Origin of the sequence: Plantactinospora sp. KLBMP9567, from assembly GCF_033446045.1 — a bacterium.
Lineage (GTDB): Bacteria > Actinomycetota > Actinomycetes > Mycobacteriales > Micromonosporaceae > Plantactinospora.
Genome location: NZ_JAWQRR010000040.1, coordinates 15,205 through 41,253 on the forward strand (window position 1 = coordinate 15,205; position 26,049 = coordinate 41,253).

Annotated in this window: 25 protein-coding genes; 12 read left to right on the forward strand and 13 right to left on the reverse strand. The window is 73.6% G+C overall.

Features of this window, described 5'->3' with window-relative positions:
* Positions 1-173 precede the first annotated feature (173 nt).
* From R6Y94_RS29485 to R6Y94_RS29510, 6 genes are all read right to left on the reverse strand, one after another.
* A complete protein-coding gene (locus R6Y94_RS29485; RefSeq protein WP_318399116.1) occupies positions 174-1,124 on the reverse strand; it encodes an iron-siderophore ABC transporter substrate-binding protein in 951 nt (316 codons plus the stop codon).
* Complete coding sequence (locus R6Y94_RS29490; protein ID WP_318399117.1) at positions 1,106-1,921, reverse strand: ABC transporter ATP-binding protein; 816 nt, start codon at positions 1,919-1,921, stop codon at positions 1,106-1,108. Before R6Y94_RS29490 ends, R6Y94_RS29485 begins: the two co-directional genes overlap by 19 nt.
* Entirely contained in the window at positions 1,922-2,980 is a 1,059-nt protein-coding gene (locus R6Y94_RS29495; RefSeq protein WP_318399118.1) for an iron ABC transporter permease, read from the reverse strand.
* Positions 2,977-4,023, reverse strand: coding sequence for an iron ABC transporter permease (locus R6Y94_RS29500; protein ID WP_318399119.1), 1,047 nt, complete (start codon positions 4,021-4,023; stop codon positions 2,977-2,979). Before R6Y94_RS29500 ends, R6Y94_RS29495 begins: the two co-directional genes overlap by 4 nt.
* Before the next feature lie 350 nt (positions 4,024-4,373).
* Complete coding sequence (locus R6Y94_RS29505) at positions 4,374-5,396, reverse strand: hypothetical protein (RefSeq protein WP_318399120.1); 1,023 nt, start codon at positions 5,394-5,396, stop codon at positions 4,374-4,376.
* A complete protein-coding gene (locus R6Y94_RS29510; RefSeq protein ID WP_318399121.1) occupies positions 5,389-5,757 on the reverse strand; it encodes a hypothetical protein in 369 nt (122 codons plus the stop codon). Before R6Y94_RS29510 ends, R6Y94_RS29505 begins: the two co-directional genes overlap by 8 nt.
* Before the next feature lie 91 nt (positions 5,758-5,848).
* Here R6Y94_RS29510 and eccCa point away from each other — a divergent pair, with 91 nt between their 5' ends.
* The 3 genes from eccCa to R6Y94_RS29525 all read left to right on the forward strand — a co-directional run bounded on the left by eccCa (position 5,849) and on the right by R6Y94_RS29525 (position 10,817).
* On the forward strand, positions 5,849-9,856 hold the full coding sequence (gene eccCa, locus R6Y94_RS29515) for a type VII secretion protein EccCa (protein ID WP_318399122.1): 4,008 nt from the start codon (positions 5,849-5,851) through the stop codon (positions 9,854-9,856).
* 257 nt (positions 9,857-10,113) lie between these two features.
* Positions 10,114-10,431: a WXG100 family type VII secretion target gene (locus R6Y94_RS29520; RefSeq protein WP_318399123.1), complete on the forward strand. Its 318-nt coding sequence runs from the start codon at positions 10,114-10,116 to the stop codon at positions 10,429-10,431.
* Positions 10,432-10,520: 89 nt separating this feature from the next.
* The gene (locus R6Y94_RS29525; protein ID WP_318399124.1) at positions 10,521-10,817 is read left to right on the forward strand and encodes a hypothetical protein; all 297 of its coding nucleotides are present in this window, start codon (positions 10,521-10,523) and stop codon (positions 10,815-10,817) included.
* Between the two features lie 104 nt (positions 10,818-10,921).
* On the opposite strand, the gene R6Y94_RS29530 is transcribed toward R6Y94_RS29525, so the two are convergent.
* The 4 genes from R6Y94_RS29530 to R6Y94_RS29545 are packed head-to-tail and all read right to left on the reverse strand — an operon-like array spanning position 10,922 to position 14,031.
* The gene (locus R6Y94_RS29530; protein ID WP_318399125.1) at positions 10,922-12,169 is read right to left on the reverse strand and encodes a hypothetical protein; all 1,248 of its coding nucleotides are present in this window, start codon (positions 12,167-12,169) and stop codon (positions 10,922-10,924) included.
* 10 nt (positions 12,170-12,179) lie between these two features.
* A complete protein-coding gene (locus R6Y94_RS29535; protein WP_318399126.1) occupies positions 12,180-12,590 on the reverse strand; it encodes a hypothetical protein in 411 nt (136 codons plus the stop codon).
* Positions 12,590-13,660 (reverse strand): hypothetical protein, encoded by a 1,071-nt coding sequence (locus R6Y94_RS29540; RefSeq protein WP_318399127.1) that lies wholly within the window; start codon positions 13,658-13,660, stop codon positions 12,590-12,592. The genes R6Y94_RS29535 and R6Y94_RS29540 overlap by 1 nt, the downstream gene beginning before the upstream one ends.
* Positions 13,660-14,031, reverse strand: coding sequence for a hypothetical protein (locus R6Y94_RS29545; RefSeq protein ID WP_318399128.1), 372 nt, complete (start codon positions 14,029-14,031; stop codon positions 13,660-13,662). The genes R6Y94_RS29540 and R6Y94_RS29545 overlap by 1 nt, the downstream gene beginning before the upstream one ends.
* A gap of 108 nt (positions 14,032-14,139) precedes the next feature.
* On the opposite strand from R6Y94_RS29545, the gene R6Y94_RS29550 reads away from it, so the two are divergent.
* The 5 genes from R6Y94_RS29550 (at position 14,140) to R6Y94_RS29570 (ending at position 17,381) form a co-directional block, all read left to right on the forward strand.
* Positions 14,140-14,571 carry a YbaB/EbfC family nucleoid-associated protein gene (locus tag R6Y94_RS29550; RefSeq protein WP_318399129.1) on the forward strand — a complete coding sequence of 144 codons (432 nt, stop codon included), beginning with the start codon at positions 14,140-14,142 and terminating at the stop codon, positions 14,569-14,571.
* Positions 14,568-14,975, forward strand: coding sequence for a YbaB/EbfC family nucleoid-associated protein (locus R6Y94_RS29555; protein ID WP_318399130.1), 408 nt, complete (start codon positions 14,568-14,570; stop codon positions 14,973-14,975). Before R6Y94_RS29550 ends, R6Y94_RS29555 begins: the two co-directional genes overlap by 4 nt.
* A gap of 171 nt (positions 14,976-15,146) precedes the next feature.
* Positions 15,147-15,953 carry a hypothetical protein gene (locus R6Y94_RS29560; RefSeq protein ID WP_318399131.1) on the forward strand — a complete coding sequence of 269 codons (807 nt, stop codon included), beginning with the start codon at positions 15,147-15,149 and terminating at the stop codon, positions 15,951-15,953.
* A 49-nt stretch (positions 15,954-16,002) separates the two neighbouring features.
* Positions 16,003-16,368 carry a hypothetical protein gene (locus tag R6Y94_RS29565; RefSeq protein ID WP_318399132.1) on the forward strand — a complete coding sequence of 122 codons (366 nt, stop codon included), beginning with the start codon at positions 16,003-16,005 and terminating at the stop codon, positions 16,366-16,368.
* Positions 16,365-17,381 (forward strand): hypothetical protein, encoded by a 1,017-nt coding sequence (locus tag R6Y94_RS29570; protein ID WP_318399133.1) that lies wholly within the window; start codon positions 16,365-16,367, stop codon positions 17,379-17,381. The genes R6Y94_RS29565 and R6Y94_RS29570 overlap by 4 nt, the downstream gene beginning before the upstream one ends.
* A 165-nt stretch (positions 17,382-17,546) precedes the next feature.
* Here the strand turns inward: R6Y94_RS29570 and eccB are convergent, their stop codons facing one another.
* Positions 17,547-19,013, reverse strand: coding sequence for a type VII secretion protein EccB (gene eccB, locus R6Y94_RS29575; protein ID WP_318399134.1), 1,467 nt, complete (start codon positions 19,011-19,013; stop codon positions 17,547-17,549).
* A gap of 57 nt (positions 19,014-19,070) precedes the next feature.
* On the opposite strand from eccB, the gene R6Y94_RS29580 reads away from it, so the two are divergent.
* Both R6Y94_RS29580 and R6Y94_RS29585 read left to right on the forward strand, forming a co-directional pair.
* Positions 19,071-20,255: a type VII secretion protein EccE gene (locus R6Y94_RS29580; RefSeq protein WP_318399135.1), complete on the forward strand. Its 1,185-nt coding sequence runs from the start codon at positions 19,071-19,073 to the stop codon at positions 20,253-20,255.
* Positions 20,256-20,306: 51 nt separating this feature from the next.
* Positions 20,307-21,014: a hypothetical protein gene (locus R6Y94_RS29585; RefSeq protein WP_318399136.1), complete on the forward strand. Its 708-nt coding sequence runs from the start codon at positions 20,307-20,309 to the stop codon at positions 21,012-21,014.
* Positions 21,015-21,122: 108 nt separating this feature from the next.
* On the opposite strand, the gene eccD is transcribed toward R6Y94_RS29585, so the two are convergent.
* Together eccD and mycP are read right to left on the reverse strand one after the other, a co-directional pair.
* Entirely contained in the window at positions 21,123-22,502 is a 1,380-nt protein-coding gene (eccD, locus tag R6Y94_RS29590; protein WP_318399137.1) for a type VII secretion integral membrane protein EccD, read from the reverse strand.
* A 133-nt stretch (positions 22,503-22,635) separates the two neighbouring features.
* Positions 22,636-23,919: a type VII secretion-associated serine protease mycosin gene (mycP, locus tag R6Y94_RS29595; RefSeq protein WP_318399138.1), complete on the reverse strand. Its 1,284-nt coding sequence runs from the start codon at positions 23,917-23,919 to the stop codon at positions 22,636-22,638.
* A gap of 296 nt (positions 23,920-24,215) precedes the next feature.
* Here mycP and R6Y94_RS29600 point away from each other — a divergent pair, with 296 nt between their 5' ends.
* Both R6Y94_RS29600 and R6Y94_RS29605 read left to right on the forward strand, forming a co-directional pair.
* Positions 24,216-24,806 carry a TetR/AcrR family transcriptional regulator gene (locus R6Y94_RS29600; protein ID WP_318399139.1) on the forward strand — a complete coding sequence of 197 codons (591 nt, stop codon included), beginning with the start codon at positions 24,216-24,218 and terminating at the stop codon, positions 24,804-24,806.
* A gap of 25 nt (positions 24,807-24,831) precedes the next feature.
* The gene (locus tag R6Y94_RS29605; RefSeq protein WP_318399140.1) at positions 24,832-26,016 is read left to right on the forward strand and encodes an alpha/beta fold hydrolase; all 1,185 of its coding nucleotides are present in this window, start codon (positions 24,832-24,834) and stop codon (positions 26,014-26,016) included.
* Positions 26,017-26,049 lie beyond the last annotated feature (33 nt).

Here is a 26,049-nt window from a genome sequence, read left to right on the forward strand (position 1 = left end):
AGGGCCCCGCTACCCACGGCGGAGCAGGCGGCTGGGTCCGCGACGACATGCTGACCAACCTGCCGCTGCGCAACTGCTGAACCCCGCCGAGCCCCGGACAGCGGGCTGCCCAGGCGACCCGCGAATCGCGAGCGCGCCTGGGCAGCGGAGCCGGTGCCGGCCGGGCGGGTGGGTCAGGCGGCCGGGACGTACTTCTCCAGGTCGTCGAGGATCTTGCCGGCCGCGGTGACACCGATCCCGGTCATCCAGGTCTCGTCGGCGACCACGTACGCCTTGCCGGCCTTGACCGCGGTGAGGTTCTTCCAGAGGCTGCCGCCGGTCACCCTGGCCTGCTCAGCGGCGGCCTTCTCGCCGAACGCGGTGACGAAGATGATGTCGCCGTCGACCTCGGAGATCCGCTCCGGGCTCACCTTGTCGAACCGCTTGTCCTCCTTGTTCGCCAGCAGTTGGCGCTCCGGCCGGCCCAGCCCGACGTCACCGAGCACCAGGCCGGAGAAGGACTCCGGACCGTACACCCGGATTTCGGTGGGCCGGAAGCGGACGATCGAGATCTTCCGGGCGGCGGCGTCGCCGAGTGTGGCGCCGAGGTCCTTGGCCCGCTTCTCGTACGCGGCCAGCAGGTCCTTGGCCTCCTGCTCCTTGCCGAGCGCCTGCCCGTCGAGGAGGAAGTTCTCCTTCCAGGTGATGCCGACCCGCTCGGTGAAGACGGTGGGGGCGATGGCGGACAGCTCGTCGTAGAACTTCTCCTGGCGGAACTTGCTGCCCAGGATCAGGTCCGGCTGCAGCGCGGTGATCGCCTCCAGGTCCGGCTCGGTGAGCAGGCCGACCTGCTTGATCCCGGCGACCTTGTCCGCGCCGAAGTACGACGGCCAGCCGGCCACCTCGCCGGCCTGTGCGGCGCCGATGGGCACCACACCGAGCGAGAGGGCAGTGTCGATCTTGTCGGAGTCGAGTACGACCACCCGCTTCGGCTGCGCCGGCACCTCGGTGCTGCCCATCGCGTGGGTGATGGTCCGGGTGCCTCCCCCGGCCTCCTCCCCGACCACCGGATCGCTGCTGGTGCAGCCGGCCAGGCCGGCACCGAGGGCGGCGACGGCGAGCAGGGTTATGACTGTGCGGCGCATGGGGAACCTTTCTCCAGGGAGAGCATGCCCAGCGCCGGGACGACCAGTGGCGCCCCGGTCACCGGGCAGGGCACGACGACGCAGTCGAGCCCGAACACGTCACGGACCAGGTCCGCGGTGAGAATCTGTCGGGGCGGCCCGGCCGCGACCACCGCGCCGTCCCGCATCGCGATCAGGTGGTCGGCGTACCGGGCGGCCTGGTTGAGGTCGTGCAGGACGGCGACGACGGTCCGGCCGCGTTCGGTACGCAGCCGGTGCAGCAGGTCGAGCACCTCCACCTGGTGGGCCAGGTCGAGAAAGGTGGTCGGCTCGTCGAGCAGCAGCGCCTCGGTGTCCTGGGCCAGCGTCATGGCGATCCAGACCCGCTGCCGCTGCCCGCCGGAGAGGGTGTCGACGGGACGCTCGGCCAGCGCCGCGACGTCGGCCAGCAGCATCGCCTCGCGGACCGCTGTCTCGTCCTCCGGCGACCACTGCCGCCACCACCGCTGGTACGGCTGCCGCCCCCGACCGACCAGGTCGGCCACGGTCACCCCCTCGGGCACCAGCGGGCTCTGCGGCAGTACGCCCAGCCGGCGGGCGACCGCGCGGGTCGGCAGGTCCCGGATGGCCTCCCCGTCGAGCAGCACGGTGCCCCGGCGCGGGGTGAGCAGCCGGGCCATGGTCCGCAACAGGGTCGACTTGCCGCAGGCGTTCGGCCCGACGATGACGGTGAACGCGTCGGACGGCAGTTCCAGGTCGAGACCGTCGATGACCGTGCGGTCCTCGTACCCGACCGCGAGATCGCGGGTGGAGAGCATCTAGGAGACCTTCCGTCGGCCACGGAGCAGCAGGTAGATCAGGTACGGCCCGCCGAGGGCGGCGGTCAGTACCCCGGCCGGAAGCTGGGTGGGGGCGAAGAGCCGACGGCCGGCGAGGTCGGCGAGGACCACCAGCAGGGCGCCGACCAGGGCGGCGCAGAACAGCGGCGGCCGTTCGGCCCGGACCAGCCGCCGGGCCATCTGCGGGGCGGCGAGGGCGACGAAGTCCACCGCACCAACCTGCGCGGTGACCATCGCGGCGGCCAGTACCCCGGTGGTGGCCAGGCCGACCCGGCGGGCGACCGGACGCAGCCCGACTCCCCGTGCGGTGTCGTCGTCCAGGGCGCTGCCGTTCAGCGCCCAGCCGGCCCAGAGCAGCACCGGCAGCAGCACCAGCAGGGTCACCCCGAGGTACGCCGTCTCCCGCCAGCCCTTGCCGGCCAGCGTGCCGACCAGCCAGAGCTGCGCCCGGATCCCGTCGATCGGGTCCGCCGACAGCATCACCACCTCGGTCAACGCCCGCAGCGCCACCGCGACGGCGACCCCGGCCAGCACGAACCGCTGTGCGGCCAGGCCGTGCCGCAGGCCGAGCAGCAGCACCGCGACCGCCGCGAGAAGGCCACCGGCGAGCGCGGCCGGGGCGATCAGCACGGCACTCGCCCCGGTGGTCAGCGCCACGGTGGCGGCGAGTCCGGCACCCTGGCTGACGCCGACGACGTCGGGACTGGCCAGCGGGTTGCGGGCGACGCTCTGGATCAGCGTGCCGGCGATGCCGAAGATCGCCCCGACCGCCACCGCCAGGACCACCCGGGGCAGCCGCAGTTCGAGTACGACGAGGTCGTACCGGGTGCCGGCGCCGAGCAGCGAGGCGAGCACGTCCTGCGGGGCGACGTACGGGGTGCCCAGCGACAGCGCCAGCACCACGGCGGCGGCGAGCAGGAGGACCAGTACCCCGCCGACCAGCAGCGGCCGGTGCCGCACCACCAGCCGGGTGGGGCCGAGCCGGACCAGGGTGCGGCCCATCGGCACCGCCGGCATCATCCCGCTCCGGCCGGTCATGCGGTCACCACCCGGGCGCGACGGATCAGCAGGACCAGCAGCGGCGCCCCGAGCAGCGCGGTGACGATGCCGGCCGGCACCTCGCCGGGCGGCGCGACCAGCCGGCCGATGATGTCGGCGGCGAGCAGCAGCGCCGGGCCGAGCAGCGCGGCCACCGCGAGGGTCCAGCGGTGATCGGCACCGACCAGGGCGCGGGCCAGGTGCGGCACGGCGAGCCCGACGAACGCGATCGGCCCGGCCGCCGCGACCGCCGCCCCGATGAGCAGCACCGCGCCCGCTCCCCCGGCGAGCCGGACCAGCCCGATCCGGTGGCCCAACCCGCGCGCGACGTCGTCGCCGAGGGCGAGCGCGTCCAGGCCACGGGCGGCGAAGCCGGCCAGCAGCAGCCCGGCCAGCACGAAGGGCGCGACCTGGGCGGCGACCGCGGCGTCCCGGCCGGTCAGGCCGCCGACCACCCAGAACCGGTACTCCTCGAAGGTGCGGGCGTCGATGGTGAGCAGGGCGATGACCGTCGCGCCGAGGCTCGCGTCCAGGGCGACACCGACCAGTGCCAGCGTCACCGGGCTGGCGCCCTCGCGGGCCCGGTTGGCGATGCCGAAGACGAGCAGGCCGGCGAGGAGGGCACCGACGACACCGAACCAGACGTACCCGGCCAGCGTGCCGATCCCGAAGACCGCGATCGCGAGCACCACGCCCAGGGAGGCACCGGCACTGACCCCGAGGATCCGGGGCTCGGCCAGCGGGTTGCGGGTCAGCGCCTGCAGCAGTACCCCGGCCAGCGCCAGCGCCGGCCCGACGACGAGCCCGAGCAGGGTACGCGGCACCCGCAGTTCCCGGACGATGGTGCTCGCCTCGGCACCGTCCGGTGCGACCAGTGCGTGCCAGACCTGGATGGGCGCGAGCGGTTTGCTGCCGAGTGCGAGACTGGCCAGCACGGTCAGCACCAGCACCACGGCCACCGCGGCGGTCACCGCGACGCGCCGGCCGCCCCGGCGACTCGGCCGGGTGCCGGGCCCGGTCACTCCGGCCGCTACCGTCGTCACGATCTTTCCCGTACTCCTCGAATTAGGGTCGGCTAACCTTACGACCCGCGATTCGCCACACCTAACCGGGATGACGGATCTCACCGCCGCGACCTGCACCGGCATCCGCAAGCGGGCGATCCGTCCCGTTCTTCGGCCCGACCGCCACCACCGGCGCACCGACCGTGATACCGAAGGTGCTCTCCGAAACGGCTGGCTGCCCGCACCGGCGGCAGGCAGCGACGACCGAGCGGCAGGCAGGCAAGCGCTGACGACCGACCGCAGATCAGCGGTGGCGCGCGGGCACCGCCGGCGTCGCCCGGCAGGGACGTCGCCGACGACTGCCGCCCCGGACCGACGACCGGCCGGCGCTACGCGTCGTCGTGCCCGAGGATCGACGGCGGCGCGTCAGCCTCACCGCTCCAGTCCAGCTTCCCGTCGGCGGACCAGGTGCTGTCGTCGCCGGCCAGCCGCGGATCCGGGATCGGATAGCCGTCGGCGGGCCGCCCGGCGAGACCGGCGGCACCCGCCGCACCCATCATCGGCGCCGCGCCCGCTCCCACCCCCATGCCCGTCGCCGCGCCCGGGCCGGCGGTGGCCGAGCCGGGGCGACCCTCGGCGCCGGCCGCACGGGTGATCAGGTGGTTGCCGAGCCCGGCCAGGGCCGGCCCGGCCCCACTCAGCGAACTGGTCGGCTGGGCGGGTGACGACGACGGCGCGGCGGCCAGCGCGCCCGTGCCGGGCGCGTCGCCGAAGGCGCCGGCACCGGCGAGCGCGGTGGTGGCGGTCGGCACCTCCGGCCCGACCCGCGGCGGTTCGGGAACCGTGATCGCCGCAGGCAGGTCGAGGTCGCCGACCAGCCCGCCGACCACCGGCAGGTCGCTCGGTTCGACCGGAATCGTCGCCGGCCAGCTCCGGTGGTCGGTGACCGCGTACTCGGCGGCCAGTCGGGCCACCTGGGCCGAGACCCGTTCCCGGGCCTTGGCACGCTCCTCTTCGGACAGGGTGTGTCCGAGCACCGGGGACAGTTCGTCGTACCGCGCCTGGGCCAGCTCGGGCCGGTCCGCCTCCACCTGACGCTGCACCCCGGCGAGCGAACCCGACATCACGGTGAGCCCGCTACGCATCGCCGCCGCCTCCTCGGCCAACCTCCCGGCGAAACTGATGATCAGACCCAACCGGTACTGGAACTCCCGGCTGCCCGGCCCGGTCCAGGTGGGCAGCAGCCGGGTGAGGTCCTCATGCAGCCCGGTCGCGACCGACCCGACGGTCCCCTCGACGGTGTGCCAGGTGTCGGCGATGCTGTCGACCTGCGCCGGCAGGCCGGCCATCAACAGCCGGTAGAGCTCCTCGTGGGACTGCTGCCGATAGCGCTCGTGATATTCGTCAACCATTGCGTCGGCCACCATGCAGAGCCTCACTCACCGCGCCGAGGGCGCCTGCGATCTGTCGGGCATTCGTCTCACTCAACTCGTCGACGTCCCGGTAGCTCTCGATCATCCGGGCCGTGGCCGCCTGCGCCACCGTCAACGCGGTGACCAGCCGGCGCAGCCGGGCAACGTACTCGTCGTGCAGCTCCTGGTGCCGATCGGCGGTCTTCTGCGCGTCGTGGAACCCGCCCAGCGCCGGACGGTCACTGCCGGGCGCGGTGGTCAGCGCGGTCAGCGCGGCGAGCGCCGCCTCGATGCGAGGCTGAAGCCTCTGCTGGAAGTCCTGCAGCGACAGGAGATTGACGGCGAACTCATCGGCGGCCATCGCAACCTTCCAAGCGCCGAACCGGGGTGACGGCAAGTGTAGCCAACGATGCGTACGGTGCTGAGAAGCTCTCCGTATAGTATCCCGGTTCGTGGAGGTCACCGAGGCCCAGTCTCGCCTTCCGGGCGGCCGGGAGAGTGCCGGGGGCACCGTCCTGTTCCGCCGACCGCCCCGCCGGCCGTCACCGCCGCTGCCCCGGGGAGAGCTCGTCCTGGAGTCGCCGCCGGAGCTGTCGGAGCCGCTGCCCCGCAGCCTCCTCCAGGTCATGATGCTGGTCCCCATGGTGGCCGGGGTCGCCGCGATGGCCATCCTCTACTCCGGCCGGGGCGGCGGCGTGCTCACCTACGTGGTCGGCGGCCTGTTCGGACTCTCCATGCTGGGCATGGCGGCCACCTCGATGGGCGGCGGGCACGGCAACAGCCGCGCCGAGGTGGACGCACAACGCCGCGACTACCTGCGCTATCTGACCCAGGCCCGGCGGAAGGCGCGCAGCGCCGCCGCCCAGCAGCGCACCGCACTGCTGTGGCGGCATCCGGCCCCGACGGCGCTCTGGTCGGTCTGCGCCTCCCGGCGGATGTGGGAGCGGCGGAGCACCGACGACGACTTCGCCGAGGTACGGGTCGCGGCCGGGACCCAGAAGCTGTCGGTGACCATCGTCCCGCCCGGAACCCGGCCGGTCGAGGACCTGGAACCGCTGACCGCGATCGCCCTGCGACGCTTCGTCCGGGCCCAGTCCGTGGTGCCGGACCTGCCGCTGGCGATCCAACTCCGCTCGTTCAGCCGGCTGGTGCTGCGCGGCGACCGGGATCCGGTGCTCGGTCTGGCCCGGGCGCTGCTCTGCCAGCTCGCCACGTTCCACTCGCCGGACGACGTCCGGATCGCGGTGGTGACGGCGCCGGAGCGGCGGCCCGACTGGGACTGGGTCAAGTGGCTGCCGCACGCCCAGGACGACCGGGTCACCGACGGCGCCGGGGCCACCCGGCTGGTCTTCGAGTCGACAGCCGCGCTGGAGGAGGCGTTCCGCGAGGAGTTCACCGTCCGGCCGCGACACTCGCCGGACGCCCGGCCGTTGACCACGGCGGCGCACCTGCTCGTCGTACTCGACGGCGGCGAGGTGCCGGCCGCCTCTGCGCTGCACGGCGCGGGCGTACTCGGCAGCACCGTACTGGACCTGTCCGGGATGGTGCCCCGGGACGCCGGCCGCTGGTTGCTCTGCCTCGACGTCACCTCCGACGCCCTGTCGGCGGACCGGGGCGACCGGAGCATGACGCTCGGCGTACCGGACCGGCTCAGCGTCGAGCAGGCCACCGGCCTGGCCCGGCAGCTCGCCCCGCACCGGCTGTCCCGGCACGTCGAGACCGAGGAGGCGACGTCGCGGGTCACCGAACTGCCCGAGCTGCTCGGCTTCGGCGACGCCGGCGCGGTCGACCCGGCCCGGAGCTGGCGGCCCCGCCCGGAACGGGACCGGCTGCGCATTCCGCTCGGCATCGGGGCGGACGGCTCGGTGGTGGAGCTGGACTTCAAGGAGGCCGCCCAGGACGGCATGGGTCCGCACGGGCTGATCATCGGAGCGACCGGGTCCGGCAAGAGCGAACTGCTCCGGACGATCGTGGTCTCGCTGGCCGTCACCCACTCCTCCGAGGACCTCAACCTGGTCCTGGTGGACTTCAAGGGCGGTGCCACCTTCGCCTCCCTGGACGTGCTGCCGCACACCAGTGCGGTGATCACCAACCTGGCCGACGAACTGGCCATGGTGGACCGGATGGAGGACGCCGTCGCGGGCGAGCTGGTCCGCCGGCAGGAGTTGCTGCGGGCCGCCGGCAACTACGTCTCCCGGTACGAGTACGAGAAGGCGCGCCGGGCCGGTGAACCGCTCGCCCCGCTGCCCAGCCTGCTGATCATCTGCGACGAGTTCAGCGAGCTGCTGGCGGCCAAGCCCGACTTCATCGACCTCTTCGTGACGATCGGCCGGCTCGGCCGCTCGCTCGGCGTACACCTGCTGCTGGCCAGCCAGCGCCTGGAGGAGGGGCGGCTGCGCGGGCTGGACACCCACCTGTCGTACCGGATCGGGTTGCGGACCTTCTCCGCGATGGAGAGCCGGGTGGTGCTCGGCGTGCCGGACGCGTACGAGCTGCCGAACGCTCCCGGGCACGGCTACCTGAAGGCCGGCACGCTGACCATGCTGCGCTTCCGGGCCGCGTACGTCTCCGGCCCCTACCGGGCGGCCGCGGTGACCGGCACCCGGGCCCAGGCCCTGGTACGCCGCCGCATCATGCCGTACGGCACCCTGCACGTGCCGGTCCCGCCCGAGCTGCCGGCGGTGCCCGACGAGCCGGCCGAGCCGGCCGGGAGCCCGACCGACGCCGGCCGGCAGACCACCATGCTCGACGTGATCGTGGACAAGCTGCGGCACGGCCCACCGGCGCACCAGGTCTGGCTGCCTCCGCTGGACGTGGCGCCGAGCCTCGACGCGCTGCTCGGCGAGCCGGTCGTCGACGAGCACCGTGGCCTGGTCAGCGCCACCTGGCCCGGCGTCGGGCGGCTGGTGGTACCGGTCGGCATCGAGGACCGCCCCTTCGAGCAGCGCCGCGACCCGCTCCTGGTGGAGTTGGCCGGTGCCGGTGGCAACGTGGTGATCGTCGGCGGGCCGCGTACCGGAAAGAGCACGCTGCTCCGCTCGATGCTCTGCGCGCTGGCGCTCACCCACAGCCCGCGCGAGGTGCAGTTCTTCTGCCTGGACTTCGGCGGCGGCACGCTCCGCTCCCTCGAAGGGCTGCCGCACCTGTCCGGGGTGGCCGTGCGCCGCAACCACGAGGCGATCCGCCGCACGGTCGCCGAGGTGAGCGTGCTGCTGGACGAACGGGAGGCGCGCTTCGCCGAACTCGGCGTCGAGTCGATCGACGCCTACCGGGCCTTGCGGGCCAGCGGCGAGATCACCGACGACCCGTTCGGCGACGTCTTCCTCGTCGTTGACGGCTGGGGCACGGTACGCGAGGAGTTCGAGCAGCAGGAGGAGATCATCACCCGACTCGCCGCCCGCTGCCTCGGGTTCGGCATCCACGTGGTGCTCACCGCCACCCGCTGGTCGGAGATCCGCTACAACGTCCGCGAGCTGTTCGGTACCCGGCTCGAGCTGCGGCTCGGCGACCCGAGCGACTCCGAGATCGACCGGCGGGCCGCGGCGAACGTACCCGAGAACACCCCGGGGCGTGGCGTCACCCGCGACAAGCTCCAGTTCCTGGCCGCCGTGCCGCGCATCGACGGCCGCGCCAGCGCCGACGAACTGGCGATCGGCGCCGCGAACCTGGTGGCGCGGGTCCGGGCCGGGTGGCGGCACGAGCCGGCCCCGGCGGTACGCCTGCTCCCCCGGATGCTGCCCGCAGCCGAACTGCGCGACGTCGCCGGGCCGGGTCTCCCGATCGGGCTGAACGAGACCTACCTGGCCCCGGTGCGATTGGCGTTCGACTCCGAGCCGCACCTGATCGTGCTGGGTGACGCGCAGTGCGGCAAGACGAGCCTGCTCCGGCTGATCGCCCGGACCATCATGCAGCGCCATCCGCCGGACGAGGCCAAGCTGGTGATCGTCGACTACCGGCGTACGCTGCTCGGCGTGGTCGAGGGCGAGCACCTGCTCGACTACACCCCGTCCGCGCAGACGGCGACGGCGATGGTCGGCGGGATCGCCCAGGCGTTGACCGGGCGGCTGCCCGGCCCGGACGTGACGACCGAACAGCTCCGCAACCGTTCCTGGTGGCAGGGGCCGGAGATCTACATCCTGGTCGACGACTACGACATGGTCGCGACCAGCAGCGGAAACCCGCTGGACGGGCTGGTGGACCTGCTGTCACCGGCCCGGGACATCGGGCTGCACCTGATCCTGGCCCGCCGGTGCGGCGGCGTCGGCCGGGCACTGTACGAGCCGGTGCTGCAACAGCTCACCGACCTGAACACCCCGGGGCTGCTGATGTCCGGCAACCCCGACGAGGGTGCCGTGCTCGGGCACGTCCGGCCCAGCCCACAGCCGCCGGGCCGGGGCACCCTGGTGCGGCGCAGCGACGGGATCAACCTGGTCCAGACGGCGTGGCTCGACGCGGAGTGAGGGCCGGGGCCGCCGGGCGGCTCGACGCGCCGAAGACCTCGGTCATCCGGCCAGGTGGGCATGCGCGGCGCGCAGCGACCGAAGGCGTCGTCGGTCATCCGGCCGAACGCGTCGATCATCGTCCGCGACCACCCCGACCGCCGGGCACTCTGTGTCGAGTGGACGGTGCGGTTCGGCGCGGGGATCGGCTACCCTGGCCGCATAGAGACGCCGGCGATTGGGGCGTCCCGCCTCTGCCTAGTTCCCCGGAGGGTAGCGTGGCACAGACATTCACCCACGACGAGGGCAACGCCCAGCGCGCGGCTCAGCTCGTCGACCAGGCCCGTGGCATGATCGAATTTCAGGTCAAGAACATCGACCAATCGGTGCAGCGGCTCAAGAACCGGGGCTGGGAGGGTCCGGCGGCGACCAAGTTCTACACCGTCGCGGCCGAGATGGTCGACGGAGCCCGCCGCCTCCAGAACAAGATGGACGAGATGCGCGGCGGTCTGGAAGACGTGAACCGCACGTACGCCGACGCGAGCGACGCCATGACCGACTCGGTCGGCACGATCAACGTCTACAACATCGCCTAGCTCCACTCGACCGGTCGAATCGGCGGGTGGGTCGTATCCCACCTCTGCCATCCCATGCCACTGCGGAACGGTGCAAGCGGAGGAACCCCATGAGCAGCCAGATCCGGATGGACCACGGCGCAGCAGAGTCCGCGGCCATGGAGCTCAAGAAGCAGGGCACCAACATCGAGAACATCACCAAGAACTTCGTGGCGGACATCGCGAAGATTCCGTGGGACAGCGACGCGCGGGCCGAGTTCGAGATCTGGAAACGCCAGATGGAGCAGATGTGGACCGAGTTCCACCAGGTCGTGCTGAAGGCCGGCACGGTGGTCTCGGATGCGAGCACGACGCTCCGGGGAGCCGACGGCCGGGCTGCCACGATCATGGGTGAAAGAGGCCGCTGAGGCTCCTTCGGCGTCCGGCAACACCCGGTGCTGCCGGACGTTCGCAGCACCCCTGGCCGAGCAGGGCAGCGTCCGGCCGAGCCGACGGAATTCCGGCCGAGCCGTCAGGCGATGACGCCGGGCGGGGTGGACCGGTCGGGGGCGAACGTCTCCTCGGGCTCATCCGTGAGCCACTCGTTGTCCGCCGTCCGGCGGTCCTCACGCTGCCCCGGACCCATGCCGCCCATCATCGGCATCATCCCCGGCACGGCACCGGCACCGGCGCCCCCGGCACCCGGGGCTGCGACCCGACGGTCCCGGGCCGCCGCGGCGGCGGCCATGACCCCCTCCGGCAGGGTCACCGCCGGCCCGATCGGCGGCAGCTTGGCACCACCCACCCCGCCGATGCCGGCGACGCCGCCCCCACCGATCCCCCCGGCACCGCCGAGGCTGCCGGCCCCGACGCCGGAACCGAGGTCGACACCGATTCCGGCGAGGCCGAAGCCCGGGTCGTCTGACTCGAAGCCGTCGCCGGGCTCGATGCCGGGCAGCGGGTCAGGGAGGTGGCCGGCACCGGAATCAGGCAGTTCCAGGTCCGGGGTGGTTACCGACGGCAGTTGCGGCGTGGTCGCGGTCGGTATGGTCGGTGTGGTCGCGGCGGCCGCCGCCGGCTGCTGGGCCAGCGGGTTCTGCGCCGCCGGCTGGCCGGTGGTCGACGGGTCGCCGGTGGTCCGGGCCGCGCCGGCATCCTGGCCTGTCTTCGGTGCGGCACCCGGCGCGGATCTCGCGCCGGGCACCGTCGCCCTGGCGCCACTCTCCGGGAAGTGCGTCATCGCGCTGCCGTAGCCCTGGCGCAGCACCCGGTATGCCTGCTGGGCCTGCTCCTCGTGGTTTCGGACGAACTCCTCGACGTCCTTCCTGAGCTCGTTGGCGATCGGGTAGCCGCCCGAGACCAACCGTTCCAGGCCCTGCCAGAACGCTCCCGGCGCCACGTCCGCGAAGACACCGCCGGAGTCGAAGCTCTGCCGCTCGGCCTGCACCGTGTCGTACATCCAACTGGGAATGGGGATCGTCCGGACCGCCTGCCGCAGATAGGCGGCAGACTCGTTCAGCCCGTGCACGATGCTGCGGTGCCGGTCGCTCGTCACCGTCAGCGCGGCGACCATCTCCGCCAGATGGGCCCGGAACGCGTCGCCGCCGCTGCCCTTCCAGTCGGACGTCTTGCCGGACAGGTCCTTGAGCCGGTCACGTACCGCCTCGACCTGCGTGAACGCCGCCTCCCAGCGCTGCTGCGCCTCGCTGACCTTGGCGTAGTTACTGGCGACGGTAACCCAACTGACGATCTCTTCCCAGCTCGGTGCGGGCTTCGACACCTGGACCCCCTCAGCGCGGAAGCCGCTTCAGAACCTCGGCCGCGGTGAGCCGATTGCGTTCCTCCACGGTGTCGTAGAGCCGGGCGATCGTCGCGACCGCCCGGGTCGTGTCCCGCAGGCAGGTCTCCAGGTCGGCGAGGTTGTCGGCGACCGCGTCGTGCACCCGCCGCAGTCGCCGGGCAAGCCCGTCCAGCTCGGGATGGTTCACCTCGTCGATGTTCAGGCTGCCGAGCGCACTGTGCCGATGCTGGCCGCCGGCAGCGGCCGCATCGTGCGCCGCCTGGACCGCCGCCCGCAGCTCCGGCATCCGGTCGGCGAGGATCTGGAGATAGTCGCCGACACGCTCCAGGTGTGCGACGTCGACCTGCAACTCGCCGGCCCGGCGCATCGCCGTGTCGAAACCCGACTGGCCGGCGACCATCAGCCGATCACCCCGTCCGGCGCCTCGCCGGAGGCCCACGGCCCGTCATCCTCGACCAGCCAGCTCGCGACCTCGTGTTCGCCCGAGTCACTCCCCGCGCCGGCGTGGCCGCCGAAGCCACCGACACCCATCACGGACGCGCCGCCGACCGACCGGCCGGCCCCGGCCGCCCCGGTGGCTCCCGGTGCGCCGAGCCCGGCCACCCCGACACCGGCGGCACCGCCCTGCATGGTGGCGGTGCTGCCGGCCGGCGCTCCGCTCAGGCCCAACGCCGCCGCGCCGGTGCCGAGTGCGCCGGCCCCACCGAGCGAACCCCCCGCACCGCCCGCACCGGCCAGCGCGGTCGCGCCCGTCAGCTCGGCCCCGGCGCCGAGATCAGCCCCGCTGCCCGCGGGCAGCGTCGTCGGAGCCGGACCGGCCGGCACACCGGTACTCGGCGACGGGATGGTCGGCGTCGGCAGCGGTGGGGGCGCCTGCACGTCGGGAATCGTGGGCAGCGAGGTGGTGCCCACGTCCGACTGCTTCTGGAACAGGCTGGTGAGATAGTCGGTGGCCAGTTTCACCAGCGCCGCGGTCAACTGGGCGTCCACCGTCGACGCCTGGCTGGTGGTGGCGGCGATCTGTGCCGTGTACTGCGCCGCCCTCGCCTCGTACATCGCCCACCTGGCGGCGCCGCCGTGCGACCAGGTCGCCTTGCAGTACGCCCGCTGCGCGGCGCTCGGCGTCACCTGCCCGGTCGGCAGCACCTGATAGCCGCCCGCACTCGCGCTGGCGACGATCGCGTCGAGCTGTGTCTTGGTGGCCTGCAACTGCGCACTGCCGGTGCTGGTGGTCAGCTGTGCCTGGGCGACCGTGCCGATGACCTGCTGTAACGCGTTCAGTGCGATGGTCCGGCGATCCTGCTGGGCGGTGCCGGTCGCGCCGACGAGATTCGGCAGGGTCGCGGCCGTGCCGAAGTTGGTCCTGGTGCTCGTCATGCTCTGCACGAAGGACTGCACGACCGGGGCGAGAAGCGACTGCGCCACGCCCGGCTCCGACAGTTTCAGGCCCATGAAGGTCACCGCGCCCATCACGCCACCCCCGATCCCGGGGGAAGACGGTCGTCGAAGTGCACCGTGGCGACCCGCTGCTGCAGTTGCAGATCGACGTCCTCGAAGTGCTGAGCCGCCTGCCGCACCCGCACCGCCTGGGTGTCCATCTCGTCGGCGACGGCCCGGATCGCCGCTTCGACGGCGACGGTGAAGAAGTGCGCCATCGTGCTGAAGCTGGGCAGACCGGCGTTGCCCGCCACCGTGCCCTCGACCGCGCCGGTGATCGGGGTGAAGGAACCGCGGTAGTCCTCGGCCAGGCCCGCGATCTGGTTGGCCGCCGCCCGCATCTCCGGCAGATGTGCCTGGAACTCGGGCGCGCTGCTGGAGACGGAACCGTCGGGAATGCTCAACGCCATCCTCCCAGTTGTCGCTTGTGCCTGCCACGGAGGACCATCGAGTTCGGTCTTCGTAAAATATAGTGCCTGCCGGGCCGAGGTCCCAATGCTGCGGAGGTTGCGATGCCGATGGACGACCCGCCCGCCGCCCCGGCCGACCTGGTCGCGCTGGAGGCGTCGATCGCGCGGACCGAGGCCGAGTGGCAACGGCTCCAGGCCGCCACCTACGAGGGCAGTGACCCGGGCCGGCTCGTCACCTCCGTGGTCGACGGCCAGGGCGTCGTGGTCAGGGTTACGTTCGCGGCGACGATCGCCAGGCACGATCCGGCCGTCGTCGAGGAGGCGGTCCGGGCCGCGGTCACCGCCGCCCAGCAGCGCCTCGGCGACGCGCTCGCCGCGCTGGCCGCCGAGGTTGCCCCGACCGCACCCGGAGCCGGCGGGCCGGCCGGAGACCGCACCGGCGCGGACGGCTGGCGTACCGCCGGGTCGGAGCCCGCGATCGGAACGGAGCTGCCGGACCTGCGCGGCGGCGTGCTGGGAAGGGACGACCGATGACCCGCTGGGACGGCCCGGACGACTTCGCACCCCTGGTCTACTCACCGCACGACGAGGCACGGTACGAGGAACTGGCCCGCCGGGCGCTGTCCGCACTCGACACCATGGACGGAGAACTGCAACGCCTGGCGGCCGCACAGGTCGAGGGGCACAGCCGGGACGGCCGGGTGGGTGTCCGGGTGACCGGTGCCGGCGTGGTCACCGAGGTCCGGTTGCGTGGTGCGGCGTTGCAGCACTACAACCACGTCAAGCTCGGCGAGGTGGTGACCCGGGTGCTGCGGGCCACCCAGCAGCGGGCCCGCGCGGCGTACGAGCAGGCGGTCGACGAACTCACCCCGCCCGAGGTGGCCGAGTGCGAGCGGCTGATCCGGCAGGCGCGGAGATCGCGCGAACCGGGATGGTAGTGCCGTGCCACCGGCCGGCGCGCCGGACGGTGGCGGATTCCCGGACGGTCCGGCGCCGGTTCGGCAGCACCGTCCGCGACGTGGACTCCCCCGTCTTATGACACGGACTCTCCGTGTCTTCAGCTTGCCGGTACCCGTCCGGTAGGTTGCGATCAACCACGAGGAGACGCGATGGCCGACCACCTCACGCCCGAGCTGCGCGAGGCGCTGCGTGACCTGGCGGAGCTGAGATCGACGGGGGCCGCCCTCGACGCCACGGCACCCCGGGAGGTCGCCGCGACCGACCGCAGCGGCGCGATCCGGGCCGTCCTCGACCCGGACGGTCTGCCCGAGTCGCTGCACGTCGCCCCGGACTGGCAACGCACGCTGGGCTCGGAGCGGCTGGGCGGCGCGGTCGCCGAGGCGTGCCAGGCCGCCGTCGAGCTCCGGTCGGAAGCCTGGGCCGAGGCGCTGCGACGGCACGGCGGAGCCGACGCGGACCGGCCGGCACCCGGATTCGGCACAGCCGCATTCAGCACCGGCATAGCCGCGCCCGGAACCGGCTGGGGTGCTGCCGGAAGCGGCACCGGCGTACGCGTCGGGCCCGAACCGGACTACCGGGCACTGCTCGACGAACTCGTCCCCGCGACGGCGGGCCGGTCGCCGGGCGCCCCTCGCCCCCTGCACCAGGTGATCGAGGAGCTGCTCGACATCACCGGCGACCCGCACGAGCCGGAGCGGACGGCGCCGGCGACCGCGACCGGGGTGACCGCGTACGGCAAGGTGACGCTGGAGCTGCATCCCGGCGGGACGGTGTCCTGCACGGTCGACCCGCACTGGGCCGCCGACCTGCGGCCGGACGAGCTGGCCGACGCACTCAACCGGTCCCTGACCTCGGCACGGGCCGAACTGGCCACCGGCTCGGCGCTGCCGTCGACCGGGGCGCGGCTCGCGGAGTTGAGCGCCGAACTGCTGGCCGGGATGCGTCGGCTGGCCTGAACAGCCGCCGCCCCACCCCTCGTCACGCCGAAAGGGAGAGAGCGACGCGATGGCATCCGAGCGGTTCGCGATCAACGCGGTCACGGTGGACCGGCACGCCAACATCTGGCAGGCCCAGTCGGACGACCTGCGCGAGGTCGTACAGCTACTCGAGGGGTTCAGGTTGCGCGACGTGAGCCGGGCTGGCATGTTCGCCCGGGTGGTGCAGCAGCACGACGCGCTCGTCGACGTCACGGGCACCCGGCTGTCGGAGGGTGCGGAGGTCTGGTCGGCGATCGCCCAGATGCTCCGGATCTCATACCAGAAGTTCGTGGACGACGAGGAGCAGGCGGTGGCGGAGTTCGTCAAGCTGCGCGACGCCGCGGCGGCCGACCGCGGCCACCCGCTCCGGGGCGCGCTGGGGATGGCCAGATGACGGCGCCGGACGCCGCGGGTGGTCGAATCCCCCCGCCCCCCGCCACCACCGGTGCGCTTCCCGACCCCGGACCCCACCACTCCTGGCCGATGGTGCCGCCGATCGACCCGCCGCCCAGCGACACCGATCTGCTGCCCGACCTGCCCCGCACCGCCGCCGACTGGCGGGCGATGGTGGATCGACTCGTCGAGTGGTTCCGGCGCGCCGAGGAACGGGTCGCCAGCCTGATAGCCGACGGCTGGTTGGATTATCCGGTGGTCGGCCGGATCCTGGCGACGGCGGACAAGGCCCTGCGCCGCTTCCGGCCCTTTCTGGAGGAGCTGTCGACGGTCCCCTTCGACCTGATCGCCGACATCGAGAACTGGCTGCTCATCCAGCGGCGGCTCGAGTCCGTCCGGGACAGCATGCATCCCAGGGCGATCGACCGCGAGATGGACTACGTGGGAGAGGCGGCGAACCGGACCTGGGAGGGCAGGTTCAACGACGCCTACCGGTCCCAGATCGGGCGGCAGTACGAGGCGGTGGTGCAGGCGGCCACGACCGCCAAGGAGTCGGCCGGGATGCTCGGCCTCTGCCTGGCGGCGGCGTTGCAGCGGTATCAGGCGTGGTTCATCCTGGTGTACTGGATCGCCGCGTTCTTCCTGCAGTTCCTCACGACAAAGCCGCGGATCTACCAGGACTCCGGCCAGTATCTGCTGATCACCCAGCTCTACGGCTCCGCGCTGCTGGCCGACCGGCAGGCCGAACTGCTCATCGACCGGGCGACGGCCAACCTCGGCTCGCTGGTCACGGGCCGGCAGGGGCTGACCCAGCCGCACCAGCACATGTCGGGGCACCACGGCGACGACGGCCATTGGCCGAACCCGTTCAACGACCGGCTGTACATGCGTGCCCGGCTCCAGCACGGCCGGGTCGAGCTCGACGGCGGCGAGCCGCTGTCGATAAACGAGACGCCGGCGGCTCCACCGCCACCGCCGCCCGCGAGAGGGCCCAGGCCGCGCGGCACCGACTGACCCACCCGGGCCGGCGGGCGGTCCGGCGACCAGCCGGCGGGGCCGGCCCGGGCACCCAGTTCCAGGCCCGTCAACTCGGGCGCCCGGTCGGCTCAGGCTCGACCGACTCATCAGATCCGGACTCATCAGGCCCGGTCGACTCCGGCCCGGTCGACTCCGGCCCGGTCAGCTCGGGCCCGGTGCCGGGGCGCCGGGGCCACCGGCGGGTCTGCCACCGGGGTCGGCCGGGGCGACGGTCGGCAACGGAGAGAGTCGTACCGCGGCCTCCGGATCGAGCGCCACCCCGGTCGGCACCAGCGCCAGGATGCTCGCCGGTACCTGCACCGGCCGGACACCCGCGTAGCCGAGCGAACTCTGCACCTTTTCCAGGTTCGGGCGAGACAGTGGGAACTTCAGCCCCTGGTCGGTGACGAGATAGACGTTGCCGGCGGCGTTCGCGCCGATCGGGTTGGCGGCGCGGACCAGAGCCGCGTGCCCGCCCGGCAGCGCGACCCGGTCGGCCGGTCGGATCCCGTCCGCCCCGGCCGCCGTCGCCGGCTGCTCGACGGGCGGGACGTCGCCGGGCACACTGCCGAAGGTCTCGATGATGACCGGGTGCTCCGCCGCACCGCCGTCGTCGTGGTAGCTCGCACACACCATCGGGACCGGGTTCTGCGCGCCCCGAACCTCGGGCACCTCGTCGGGGAGGCCGGGCGGCTCGGCCGCGCTGTCCACGATCAACTCGCCGGCCTGCTGGGCCGAGATCTCGTTGACCGTACGACCGGCGGCCTCGAGCAGCCGGGCGGTGACCGCGCCGATCGGGGCAAGCCCGTCGGACAGCATCACGTACGACTTGCCCGCCGCCCGGAACAACTGCCCGATCCGGGTCCGCTGGCCGCCGATAGTCGGCCGGGCGGACGAGCCGGCGCCGGGCAGCGCGAGCGGCACCAGGTCGGGACCCGGTGGCACCGAGTTGAGGAACGCCTCGCCGACCGCGACCGGCGGGATCCCGGCCCAGCCCAGGGCGGCGAGGACGGCGTTGCCACGGATCCGCAGCCGATGCTCGGCCCAGAGCAGAAAGCGGTCGCCACCGTCCACACTCACCAGCAGCCCCTGCCGACCGACGGCCGTGCCGCCGGACGGCGCCCGGCCCAGCAGCACGTGGGTGGCGCGAGCGACCGAGGTCAGCGACCGGGGTGCGCTGCACACGCTGATCGGCAGGCCCAGCAGGGCCGACCTCGACGGCAGTGAGTCGGGCGCGTCGGGGATCCCGATCGGCAGCCCGCGCGGCACCGCGCGCAGCGAACTCTCCGACATGGTCCGTACCGCCGGTTCCGGCTGCCCGATGATCAGCAGCGCGGACGTCCAGTTGAGCACCGGATGCAGCCGGCCCTGGCTGTAGATGAACTTCGCTCCGGTGTCCCGCTGCACGATGATCGCGTTTTCGACCGGCTGGCGACCGCCCGGCCGAAGCAGCCCGTAGACGCCGAATCCGGCGATCAGCAGCACCCCGACCAGTAGGCCACCGAGCATCGCGAGGGCGAACCGCCGCATCGGCAGCTCGTTCGTCTCGGGCTCGCCGGCCAGCAGCGCGGAGACGATCCGCCGGATGAGAAACCGGTAGGCCTGGACCTGTTCACGACGACTGCGCATCCTCACCCCGCCTTCGCCCGATGCGACATCATACAGTCGGCACGTATGGTGTGGACCATGCCGGAGTTGATGGCTGTCGGCCGACCCACCGGCCGGTTCGGCACGGTCCAGCTCGTCGCCGTCGAGTTGGCGCTGTTCGCGACCGGCGCCGCCGTCTACGCGCTCTCCCCGGTGCCGGGTGTGCTGGCCGGGACGGCCGCCGCCGTCCTGCTCGTCGCCACCTTCGGCCGGTCCGGCGGCCGCTGGTGGTACGAGGTTCTCGGTGCCCGGCTGCGGCTGGCCCGCCGCCGTCGCGCCGGCCTGCGCGCACAGCGCCGCTCCGGTGCGGACGATCCGCTGCTGGCCGTGCTTCCGCCCGGGCCGCGCACGACCACCATCACCGACCGGTCCGGCTCGATCGGGGTGGGGCAGGACACGCTGGGCTGGTTCGCCGCGATCGCGGTACGGCACCCCGACGGACTCTCCGGCGGCCACCACACGGCGCTCCGGCTGGACTGGCTCGCCGGCCTGGCGGCCGACCCGGCGCTGCCGGCCAGCACCCTCCAGGTCGTGCTCCGCCACTCGTCGCTGCCGATCGCCGCCGTCGACCCGCGCACCGCGGCGGCACAGTCCTATCTGGAACTGTGCCGCGTGCTCTCGGTCCCGGTACACCACGACGTCTGGATCGCCGCCCGGCTCTCGACCCGGGACGCGGCGACGGTGGCGGCGGATCGCGGGGGCGGGCTGGCCGGCGTACACCGGGCGCTCACCGCCGCGATCGCCCGGGTCGGCACCGGGTTGACCAACCTCGACGTCGAACACACCGTGCTGGACGGGGACGGCCTGCGGCAGGCACTGGCGTACTCCTGCGGCGTCGACACCGCTGCCGGGCTGGGCCGGGAGCGGTGGTCTCGCTGGCAGGACCAGCACCGGGTGCAGGTCTGTTTCGCGGTACGGGCCTGGCCGGCCACCGCCACCGCGGATCCGCTCAGGGCGCTGACGCAGGTGCCGTCGGCACTCGACGTGAGCGTCGCGGTGCTGTTCGGGCGGCGGGACGGTTCAGGTGCCCCGGACGGCAGGGCGGCGGCCCGGACCCTGGTACGCGTCACCACGACCCCCGAGTTGGTCAACACCTGCGTACAACAGTTGCGGGCCAGCGCCACCGCTGCGGGAGTCCGACTCGTCCGGCTCAACGGCGAGCACGCCACCGGGGTGTACGCGACCGCGCCGACCGGGGCGACCCTGGGACTGGTCGCCCGGTGAGCGCGGCCCGCCGATCGCACCGGCCGGGTACGACAGGAAGGGGGTCGACCGATGCCGACCGGTGATCCGAAGACCGTCGCGCCGGAACGCCGGCTCGTCGGCGACCTGCTCGGCCGGCTCACCCTCGACGTCGACGCCATCGGCGTGGTGCTGGGCCGGGACGTCGCGAACCGACCGGTGCTGCTGCGCCTGTTCCGCCCGGAACCGGTGACCGTGACGTTCGTCGGTGACTGGTGGACCGCCCAGGTGCTGCTCTTCCGCTGTCTCGGCCATGGTGCTCGGGTGGCGGTCGAGGCCGTGCACGGGGTCAATCCGGCGGCGGCCGGCACGATCGCCACGATGGCGCACTGGCTGGCGCTGGACCGGGCCGCCGGTGGCGCCGGTGACCGCGTGTGGCGCTCCGCCTATCCGGGCGGCGACGAGCCGGCCGACCCGACCCGGCCGCTACTCCGGCTCCGCGACGTCGGCCTGCACGGGCCGGAGCGGCGGCGACCGACCCGGGCCTGGGAGACTCAGCTCACCGTGCTGCCCCGGCTGACCCCGGCCGGCGTACCCGTGCTGGCCAGCGCCGACGTGGTGCTGGTGCAACGGCTGACCCAGCCGGAGGCGGCGCTGGTCGGCTCGGCGCTCGACCTGCCCCGGGAGTCCTGGTCGCCGGTGTCCGCGATGCACAACGAGATGGTCGCCGCGTTCGGTGGCGGCTCCGCCCGGTACGTCTGGCTCACGCCGACCCGCTTCGAACGGCATCTCTTCGGCTGACTGTGCGACCGCCCGCACCACTGTGCGTCACGGGCTCCGCCCATCGTTTCCCGGCGGTAGCGGGCCCTCCCAGCGCTTCCCGGCGGTTCTCCGGGCGCTCCTCGCGGGTCAGCCGCGGATGGCGCGGATCCAGCCGAGCAGGCCGCTCACCCAGACCGCCAGCGGGAAGATGGCGAGGATCAGGACCACCTCGATGATGTCCAGGGTCCGTCCCCAGACCGGCGAACTCGGCCGGCGCCCGCCGGCCAGCGCGAAGCCGACGCTGATCGCGGCGACCAGCAGCAGCGACCCGAGCAGCAGCGTCAGCCGCCACGCGAGTCCGAGGTCGTCGTAGGCGGCGACCACGGCAGCGGCCAGGGCCACGGCACCGGCGCCCAGCAGCGGCAGCCGCTGTGCCCGGCTGAGGAACCAGCGGGCCCGGGCCATCATCGTCAGCCCGAGCACAACGCCGAGGGCCAGACCCCCGACGCCGTCGGAGGAGACCGCGACGGCGGCCACCGCACCGATGACGGCCAGCGCGCTCAACATCCCGGCCAGGTACGCGTCGGCACGGTCGGAGCGGACGAACGTCTGGAGGCCGTCGACCGAGTGCTCGTCCTGGCGGAGGTGCTCGGGGTCGGTCGGCACCGACGGGTCCGGCAGCCGGCCGAGCCGGTAGGCGAACATCGGCAGCAGCGGGAGCGTGGCGAAGACCAGCGTCACGGTGACCGCCGCCGCGGCCGGGGTACCCACCTCGAAGAGTACCCGGATCGCGGCGGCGACGAGCAGCGCCACCGCGCAGACGCCACCGCACAGGAAGACCGGCCCGGCGTCGCCGACCCCGATCGCGGCTGCCGCCGCCACCAGCACCACCGCGGTCGCGGCGACGAGCACGTGCGGCGGGGCGAGCTGGCCGACGGTCCGGTCCCCGGCGAGCACCAGCAGGCCGCCGGCGGCCGCGTAGGCGAGCGCGACCAGCGCGAACACGGTGGCGCTCTGCGCATCGCCCACCGCCCGGGCCAGCACCACCGCGCCGAGCAGCAGTGCGGCGGCGAGGCCGAGCCCGGCCAGGCCGCCGGGCAGCTGTGGTGGGCCGGCGAGCAGCACCGCCACCGCGCCACCGAGCAGGGCCACCGCCCCGAGCGTGAGGCCGAGCACCCGGGTGGCCGCCGGGCTCCACCGGCCGGTGCGCTCCCGGGCGGCGGTCGCGACGGCGTCCACCACGTCGTCGAAGACCGGTAGCGGCGCCTCCTCGCCCCGGGGGCGCAGGTAGAGCAGTTCGCCGTCGCGCACCTCGAGCTGGGCGGGGCTGCGTGAACTGTCCAGCGCCGCACCGCCCATCCGGGACAGCGTCCAGCCGTTGCGCGCCGCCGGGTCGTCGGCCAGGGCATCGCCGGCGTAGCTGAGCACCGTGGGCAGCAGGTCTGCCAGGGGTACGTCGGCGGGCAGGGCGAGATCGACACGACTGCGTGGAGCTACCACCGTGACCCGGCTGAACCCACTGGCCACGCCTCAACCTCCGTGTCAACGATGCCGGGACAGTATCACCGCGACGGTGTCTCGGGGAGGTGCGCGGGTCCCGCCGGTCAAAACATCCGGCGGCCGATCGGTCGGATGTGGACGATCCTCGGGCGGGTAGCCGTCACCTGCGTGCCGTACGCCAGCCGCGCCGGCGGCCCCGCCGGATGACCGGTACCGCGGCCAGCAGCAGCAGCGCCAGGGCGACGCCGACCACGGCGATCACCCCGGAGGCGACGCTGACGGTGCGCAGCGGGGACGGGTGGGCGGCCGGGCGTGGCACGCTGACGGCGGCCCCGGGTTCCGGTACGCCGGCCGGGCGAAGGGCGCCGACCGCCCGTACCGGGTTGATCACCCCGTGGCCGACCTGCGAGTCCCACAGCCCGTCGGGGTGGTCGGCGGTCTGGGTGATCCGGTCGGCCACCTGGCCGGGCGAGAGCGTCGGGTCGTACGCCCGGATCAGGGCGGCCAGCCCGGAGACGTACCCGGTGGCGAAGCTGGTGCCCCCCTCGACGGTGAACAGATAGCCCCCGCCGGCCGCCGCCGGCCCGGCTATCCGCTCGCCCGGTGCCGCCACGTCCACGAAGTCGCCGCTGGTCGACGTCTGCACGTGCGCGTCGGCGGCGTTGACCCCGGCGACCGCGATCACCCCCGGATAGGCCGCCGGAAAGGTCGGCTGCCCCGCCTCCACACCCGACTCGCCGGTGTTGCCGGCGGCGGCGACGACCACGACCCGCCGCGCGACGGCGTGCGCGATGGCCGACTGCAACTGCCGGGTCGGCGGGGTGGTCAGCGACAGGTTGACCACGTCGGCGTCGGCCTCGTCGACCGCCCACCGGATCGCCTCGGCGATCCGCCCCGACAGGTCGGCCTCCTCTGACCTGCGCTGGTCGCGGAGCACGCGTACCGGCACGATCTCGGCTCCGGGAGCGACGCCGTAGAAGCGGAAGCCGGCGCTGACCGCCTCCCGGCCGGCGATGATCCCGGCGATCAGGGTGCCGTGCCCGTTCTCGTCGCACCGGCCGTCACCGCCGTCGGAGGAGGAGAGCAGGTCCCGGCCGGGGAGCACCTTGCCGGCCAGCGTGGGGTGGTCGGCGGAGACGCCGGAGTCGACGACCGCGACCCTGACTCCCACCCCGGTGCTCAACGGCCAGGCCAGGTCGGGGCGGAGTCTGGTCAGCGGCCAGGGCGCGGCGGAGAGCGGGTCGGTGACGGCCGGGCCGCAGCGCGCGGCGGCGTACCGGATCGACGGAGTGGCCGCTGCCGGGCTGCCGGCCGCGGCGACCAGGCCGGCCACCAGCGCGGCCGCCACCGGCGCCGTACGCCGCGCCGGGAACCGCCTCGGCCGGCGCGGCGTCCCGACGCCCGCCGGACGCCGGCTCCATCGCGCGTCCAGGTCAGCTCGCACCCTTCGCATTATGCCGCCGCGCCGGGCCGGATCGGCTCGACCGTCCGGCGGAACCGGCCGGGAGGTGACATCGCTGACGGTCATGACGTCCCTCTCCCAACTGGCCGGAGAGCGTCCCTCTCCCAACTGGCCGGAGCACTGCCGCCGTTGCACGGCAGGTGGGCGGCGCCCCTCGCCGGCGCGGCCCGCCACGCAGGAAACGCGCCGGTCTCGGCGGAATGGATCAGTAGGGCGAGGTCGCCGCACGCCGGAGCGGACTCTTGGCAGGATGCGAACGGTCGTGCTATCAATGCCGGGTGAGCAAGGGTGCGGCCACCCGGCAGGCGGTGCTGGCGGAGGCGACCGAGGTCGCCAGCCGACTCGGTCTCGGTGGCCTCACGATCGGCTCGCTCGCCGCCCGGCTCGACATGTCCAAGAGCGGCCTCTTCGCGCACTTCCGCTCCAAGGAGGCGCTGCACCTCCAGGTGCTCGATCACGCCCGGGACGCCTTCACCGCCGAGGTGGTCCGCCCGGCACTGCGCGCCCCCCGGGGCGAGGCCCGGATGCGGGCCCTCTTCGAGAACTGGCTGCGCAGCGTCAACGTCCCCGGCGCATGCCTCTTCGTCTCGGCCTCCACCGAGTTCGACGACCAGCCCGGCCCGGTCCGGGACCAGCTGGTCGCCGACCACCGGGACCTCTCCGACGTCATCGCACAGATCTTCCGGACCGGGATCGCCGAGGGCCAGTTCGACGAGGCCACCGATCCCGAACGGTTCGCCCACGACCTGCACAGCGTCATGCTCGGCGCCTTCCACGCGCGACGCCTGTTGAACGATCCGCGCACCGAGACCTGGGCCCGACATGCCTTCGAGGCCCTGCTGGACGCGGCACGGCCGACGTCCGACTGACCGCACCACAACCCGAGGAGCCGCCATGACCAGTCCACACGTCCGGCGCAAAAAAAGCACGATCGTTCGTTCCATTCGCCGCGCCGCCATGGCCGGTGGATTCCGAGCCGTCTTCGGTACCCTCGAACAGCTGGCGCCGGAGGCCGGCGGCCGGCTCGCGCTGCGGCTCTGGTGCACCCCGCCCCGCCGGCGCATCGCCGCCCCCACGGTGCCGGCCGGGCCGGGCGGCGCCACCACCTTCACCGGCCCGTACGACGGCACCCCGTTCACCGTCGAGGTCGACGGCGGTACGGTCACCGGCCGGGCCTGGGGCAGCGGCCCCTTCGTCTACCTGGCGCACGGTTGGGGTGGCTCCGCCAGCCAGCTGCACGGATTCGTCCCCACGCTGGTGGCGGCCGGCTACCGGGTGGTCGCCTGGGACGCGCTCAGCCACGGCCGGTCCGGACCGGGCGCGCTCGGCCCGCACCGGGCCACGCTCAGCGAGTTCGCCGACGCGCTGACGGCGGTCGTCCGGGCGCACGGCCCGGCGCACGCCGTGATCGCCCACTCGCTCGGCGCCAGCGCGACCGGGCTCGCCGTCCTCGACGGCCTGCCGGTGCGCCGGCTGGTGATGATCGCCCCGATGGCCGACCCCCTCCCCTACATCCAGGCGTTCCGGCGGACCCTCGGCATCGGCCCGGTGGTCGGTGACCGGCTCGTCGCGGCGATGGAGTCGCTGGTCGGCCGGCCGATCGCCGACTACGACCTGGGATCACGAGCCCACGGAGCCGGCGGACTGCCGCCGCTGCTGGTGGTGCAGGACCGCAACGACCGGGAGGTGTACCCGGCCGACGGCGCCACCATGGCCACCGCCTGGCCGGGCCGGCTGCACCGGACCGACGGGCTCGGGCACGGGCGCATCCTGGCCGACCCCGAGGTCGTACGCCGGGCGGTCGACTTCGTCCGCGAGTCCGGAACCGCTCCCCACGCCGGGCCCCATCGCGGCACCGTCACCGCCACCAGCGCCAGGACTGGCCCGATACCAGGCGCCGCCCCGAACGGCTCGACCGGCACCGGTTCTGCCGGCGGGCGACCGCTACCCGGCACGGTCACCGGCCCTGCCGTGCGGCGCCCGCTGCGCGGCACCGGCGAGATGCGTCCGGCACCGCAGGACGACCCGCTTCCGGCACCCCCGGAGAAGGCACCTCCGATACCGCAGGAGGCGATATGACGGACGACGGTACCGCGATGGGCTGACCCCGTC

Coding starts and splice junctions, on each gene's coding strand:
- R6Y94_RS29510 (WP_318399121.1), bottom strand. CDS start 5,757: ATGGCCGCCGATGAGTTCGCCGTCAATCTCCTGTCGCTGCAGGACTTC.
- R6Y94_RS29580 (WP_318399135.1), top strand. CDS start 19,071: ATGCCGGAGTTGATGGCTGTCGGCCGACCCACCGGCCGGTTCGGCACG.
- R6Y94_RS29550 (WP_318399129.1), top strand. CDS start 14,140: ATGCCGATGGACGACCCGCCCGCCGCCCCGGCCGACCTGGTCGCGCTG.
- R6Y94_RS29525 (WP_318399124.1), top strand. CDS start 10,521: ATGAGCAGCCAGATCCGGATGGACCACGGCGCAGCAGAGTCCGCGGCC.
- R6Y94_RS29495 (WP_318399118.1), bottom strand. CDS start 2,980: ATGACCGGCCGGAGCGGGATGATGCCGGCGGTGCCGATGGGCCGCACC.
- R6Y94_RS29560 (WP_318399131.1), top strand. CDS start 15,147: ATGGCCGACCACCTCACGCCCGAGCTGCGCGAGGCGCTGCGTGACCTG.
- R6Y94_RS29490 (WP_318399117.1), bottom strand. CDS start 1,921: ATGCTCTCCACCCGCGATCTCGCGGTCGGGTACGAGGACCGCACGGTC.
- R6Y94_RS29535 (WP_318399126.1), bottom strand. CDS start 12,590: ATGGTCGCCGGCCAGTCGGGTTTCGACACGGCGATGCGCCGGGCCGGC.
- R6Y94_RS29485 (WP_318399116.1), bottom strand. CDS start 1,124: ATGCGCCGCACAGTCATAACCCTGCTCGCCGTCGCCGCCCTCGGTGCC.
- R6Y94_RS29540 (WP_318399127.1), bottom strand. CDS start 13,660: ATGGGCGCGGTGACCTTCATGGGCCTGAAACTGTCGGAGCCGGGCGTG.
- R6Y94_RS29605 (WP_318399140.1), top strand. CDS start 24,832: ATGACCAGTCCACACGTCCGGCGCAAAAAAAGCACGATCGTTCGTTCC.
- R6Y94_RS29565 (WP_318399132.1), top strand. CDS start 16,003: ATGGCATCCGAGCGGTTCGCGATCAACGCGGTCACGGTGGACCGGCAC.
- R6Y94_RS29570 (WP_318399133.1), top strand. CDS start 16,365: ATGACGGCGCCGGACGCCGCGGGTGGTCGAATCCCCCCGCCCCCCGCC.
- eccB (WP_318399134.1), bottom strand. CDS start 19,013: ATGCGCAGTCGTCGTGAACAGGTCCAGGCCTACCGGTTTCTCATCCGG.
- R6Y94_RS29555 (WP_318399130.1), top strand. CDS start 14,568: ATGACCCGCTGGGACGGCCCGGACGACTTCGCACCCCTGGTCTACTCA.
- R6Y94_RS29505 (WP_318399120.1), bottom strand. CDS start 5,396: ATGGTTGACGAATATCACGAGCGCTATCGGCAGCAGTCCCACGAGGAG.
- R6Y94_RS29585 (WP_318399136.1), top strand. CDS start 20,307: ATGCCGACCGGTGATCCGAAGACCGTCGCGCCGGAACGCCGGCTCGTC.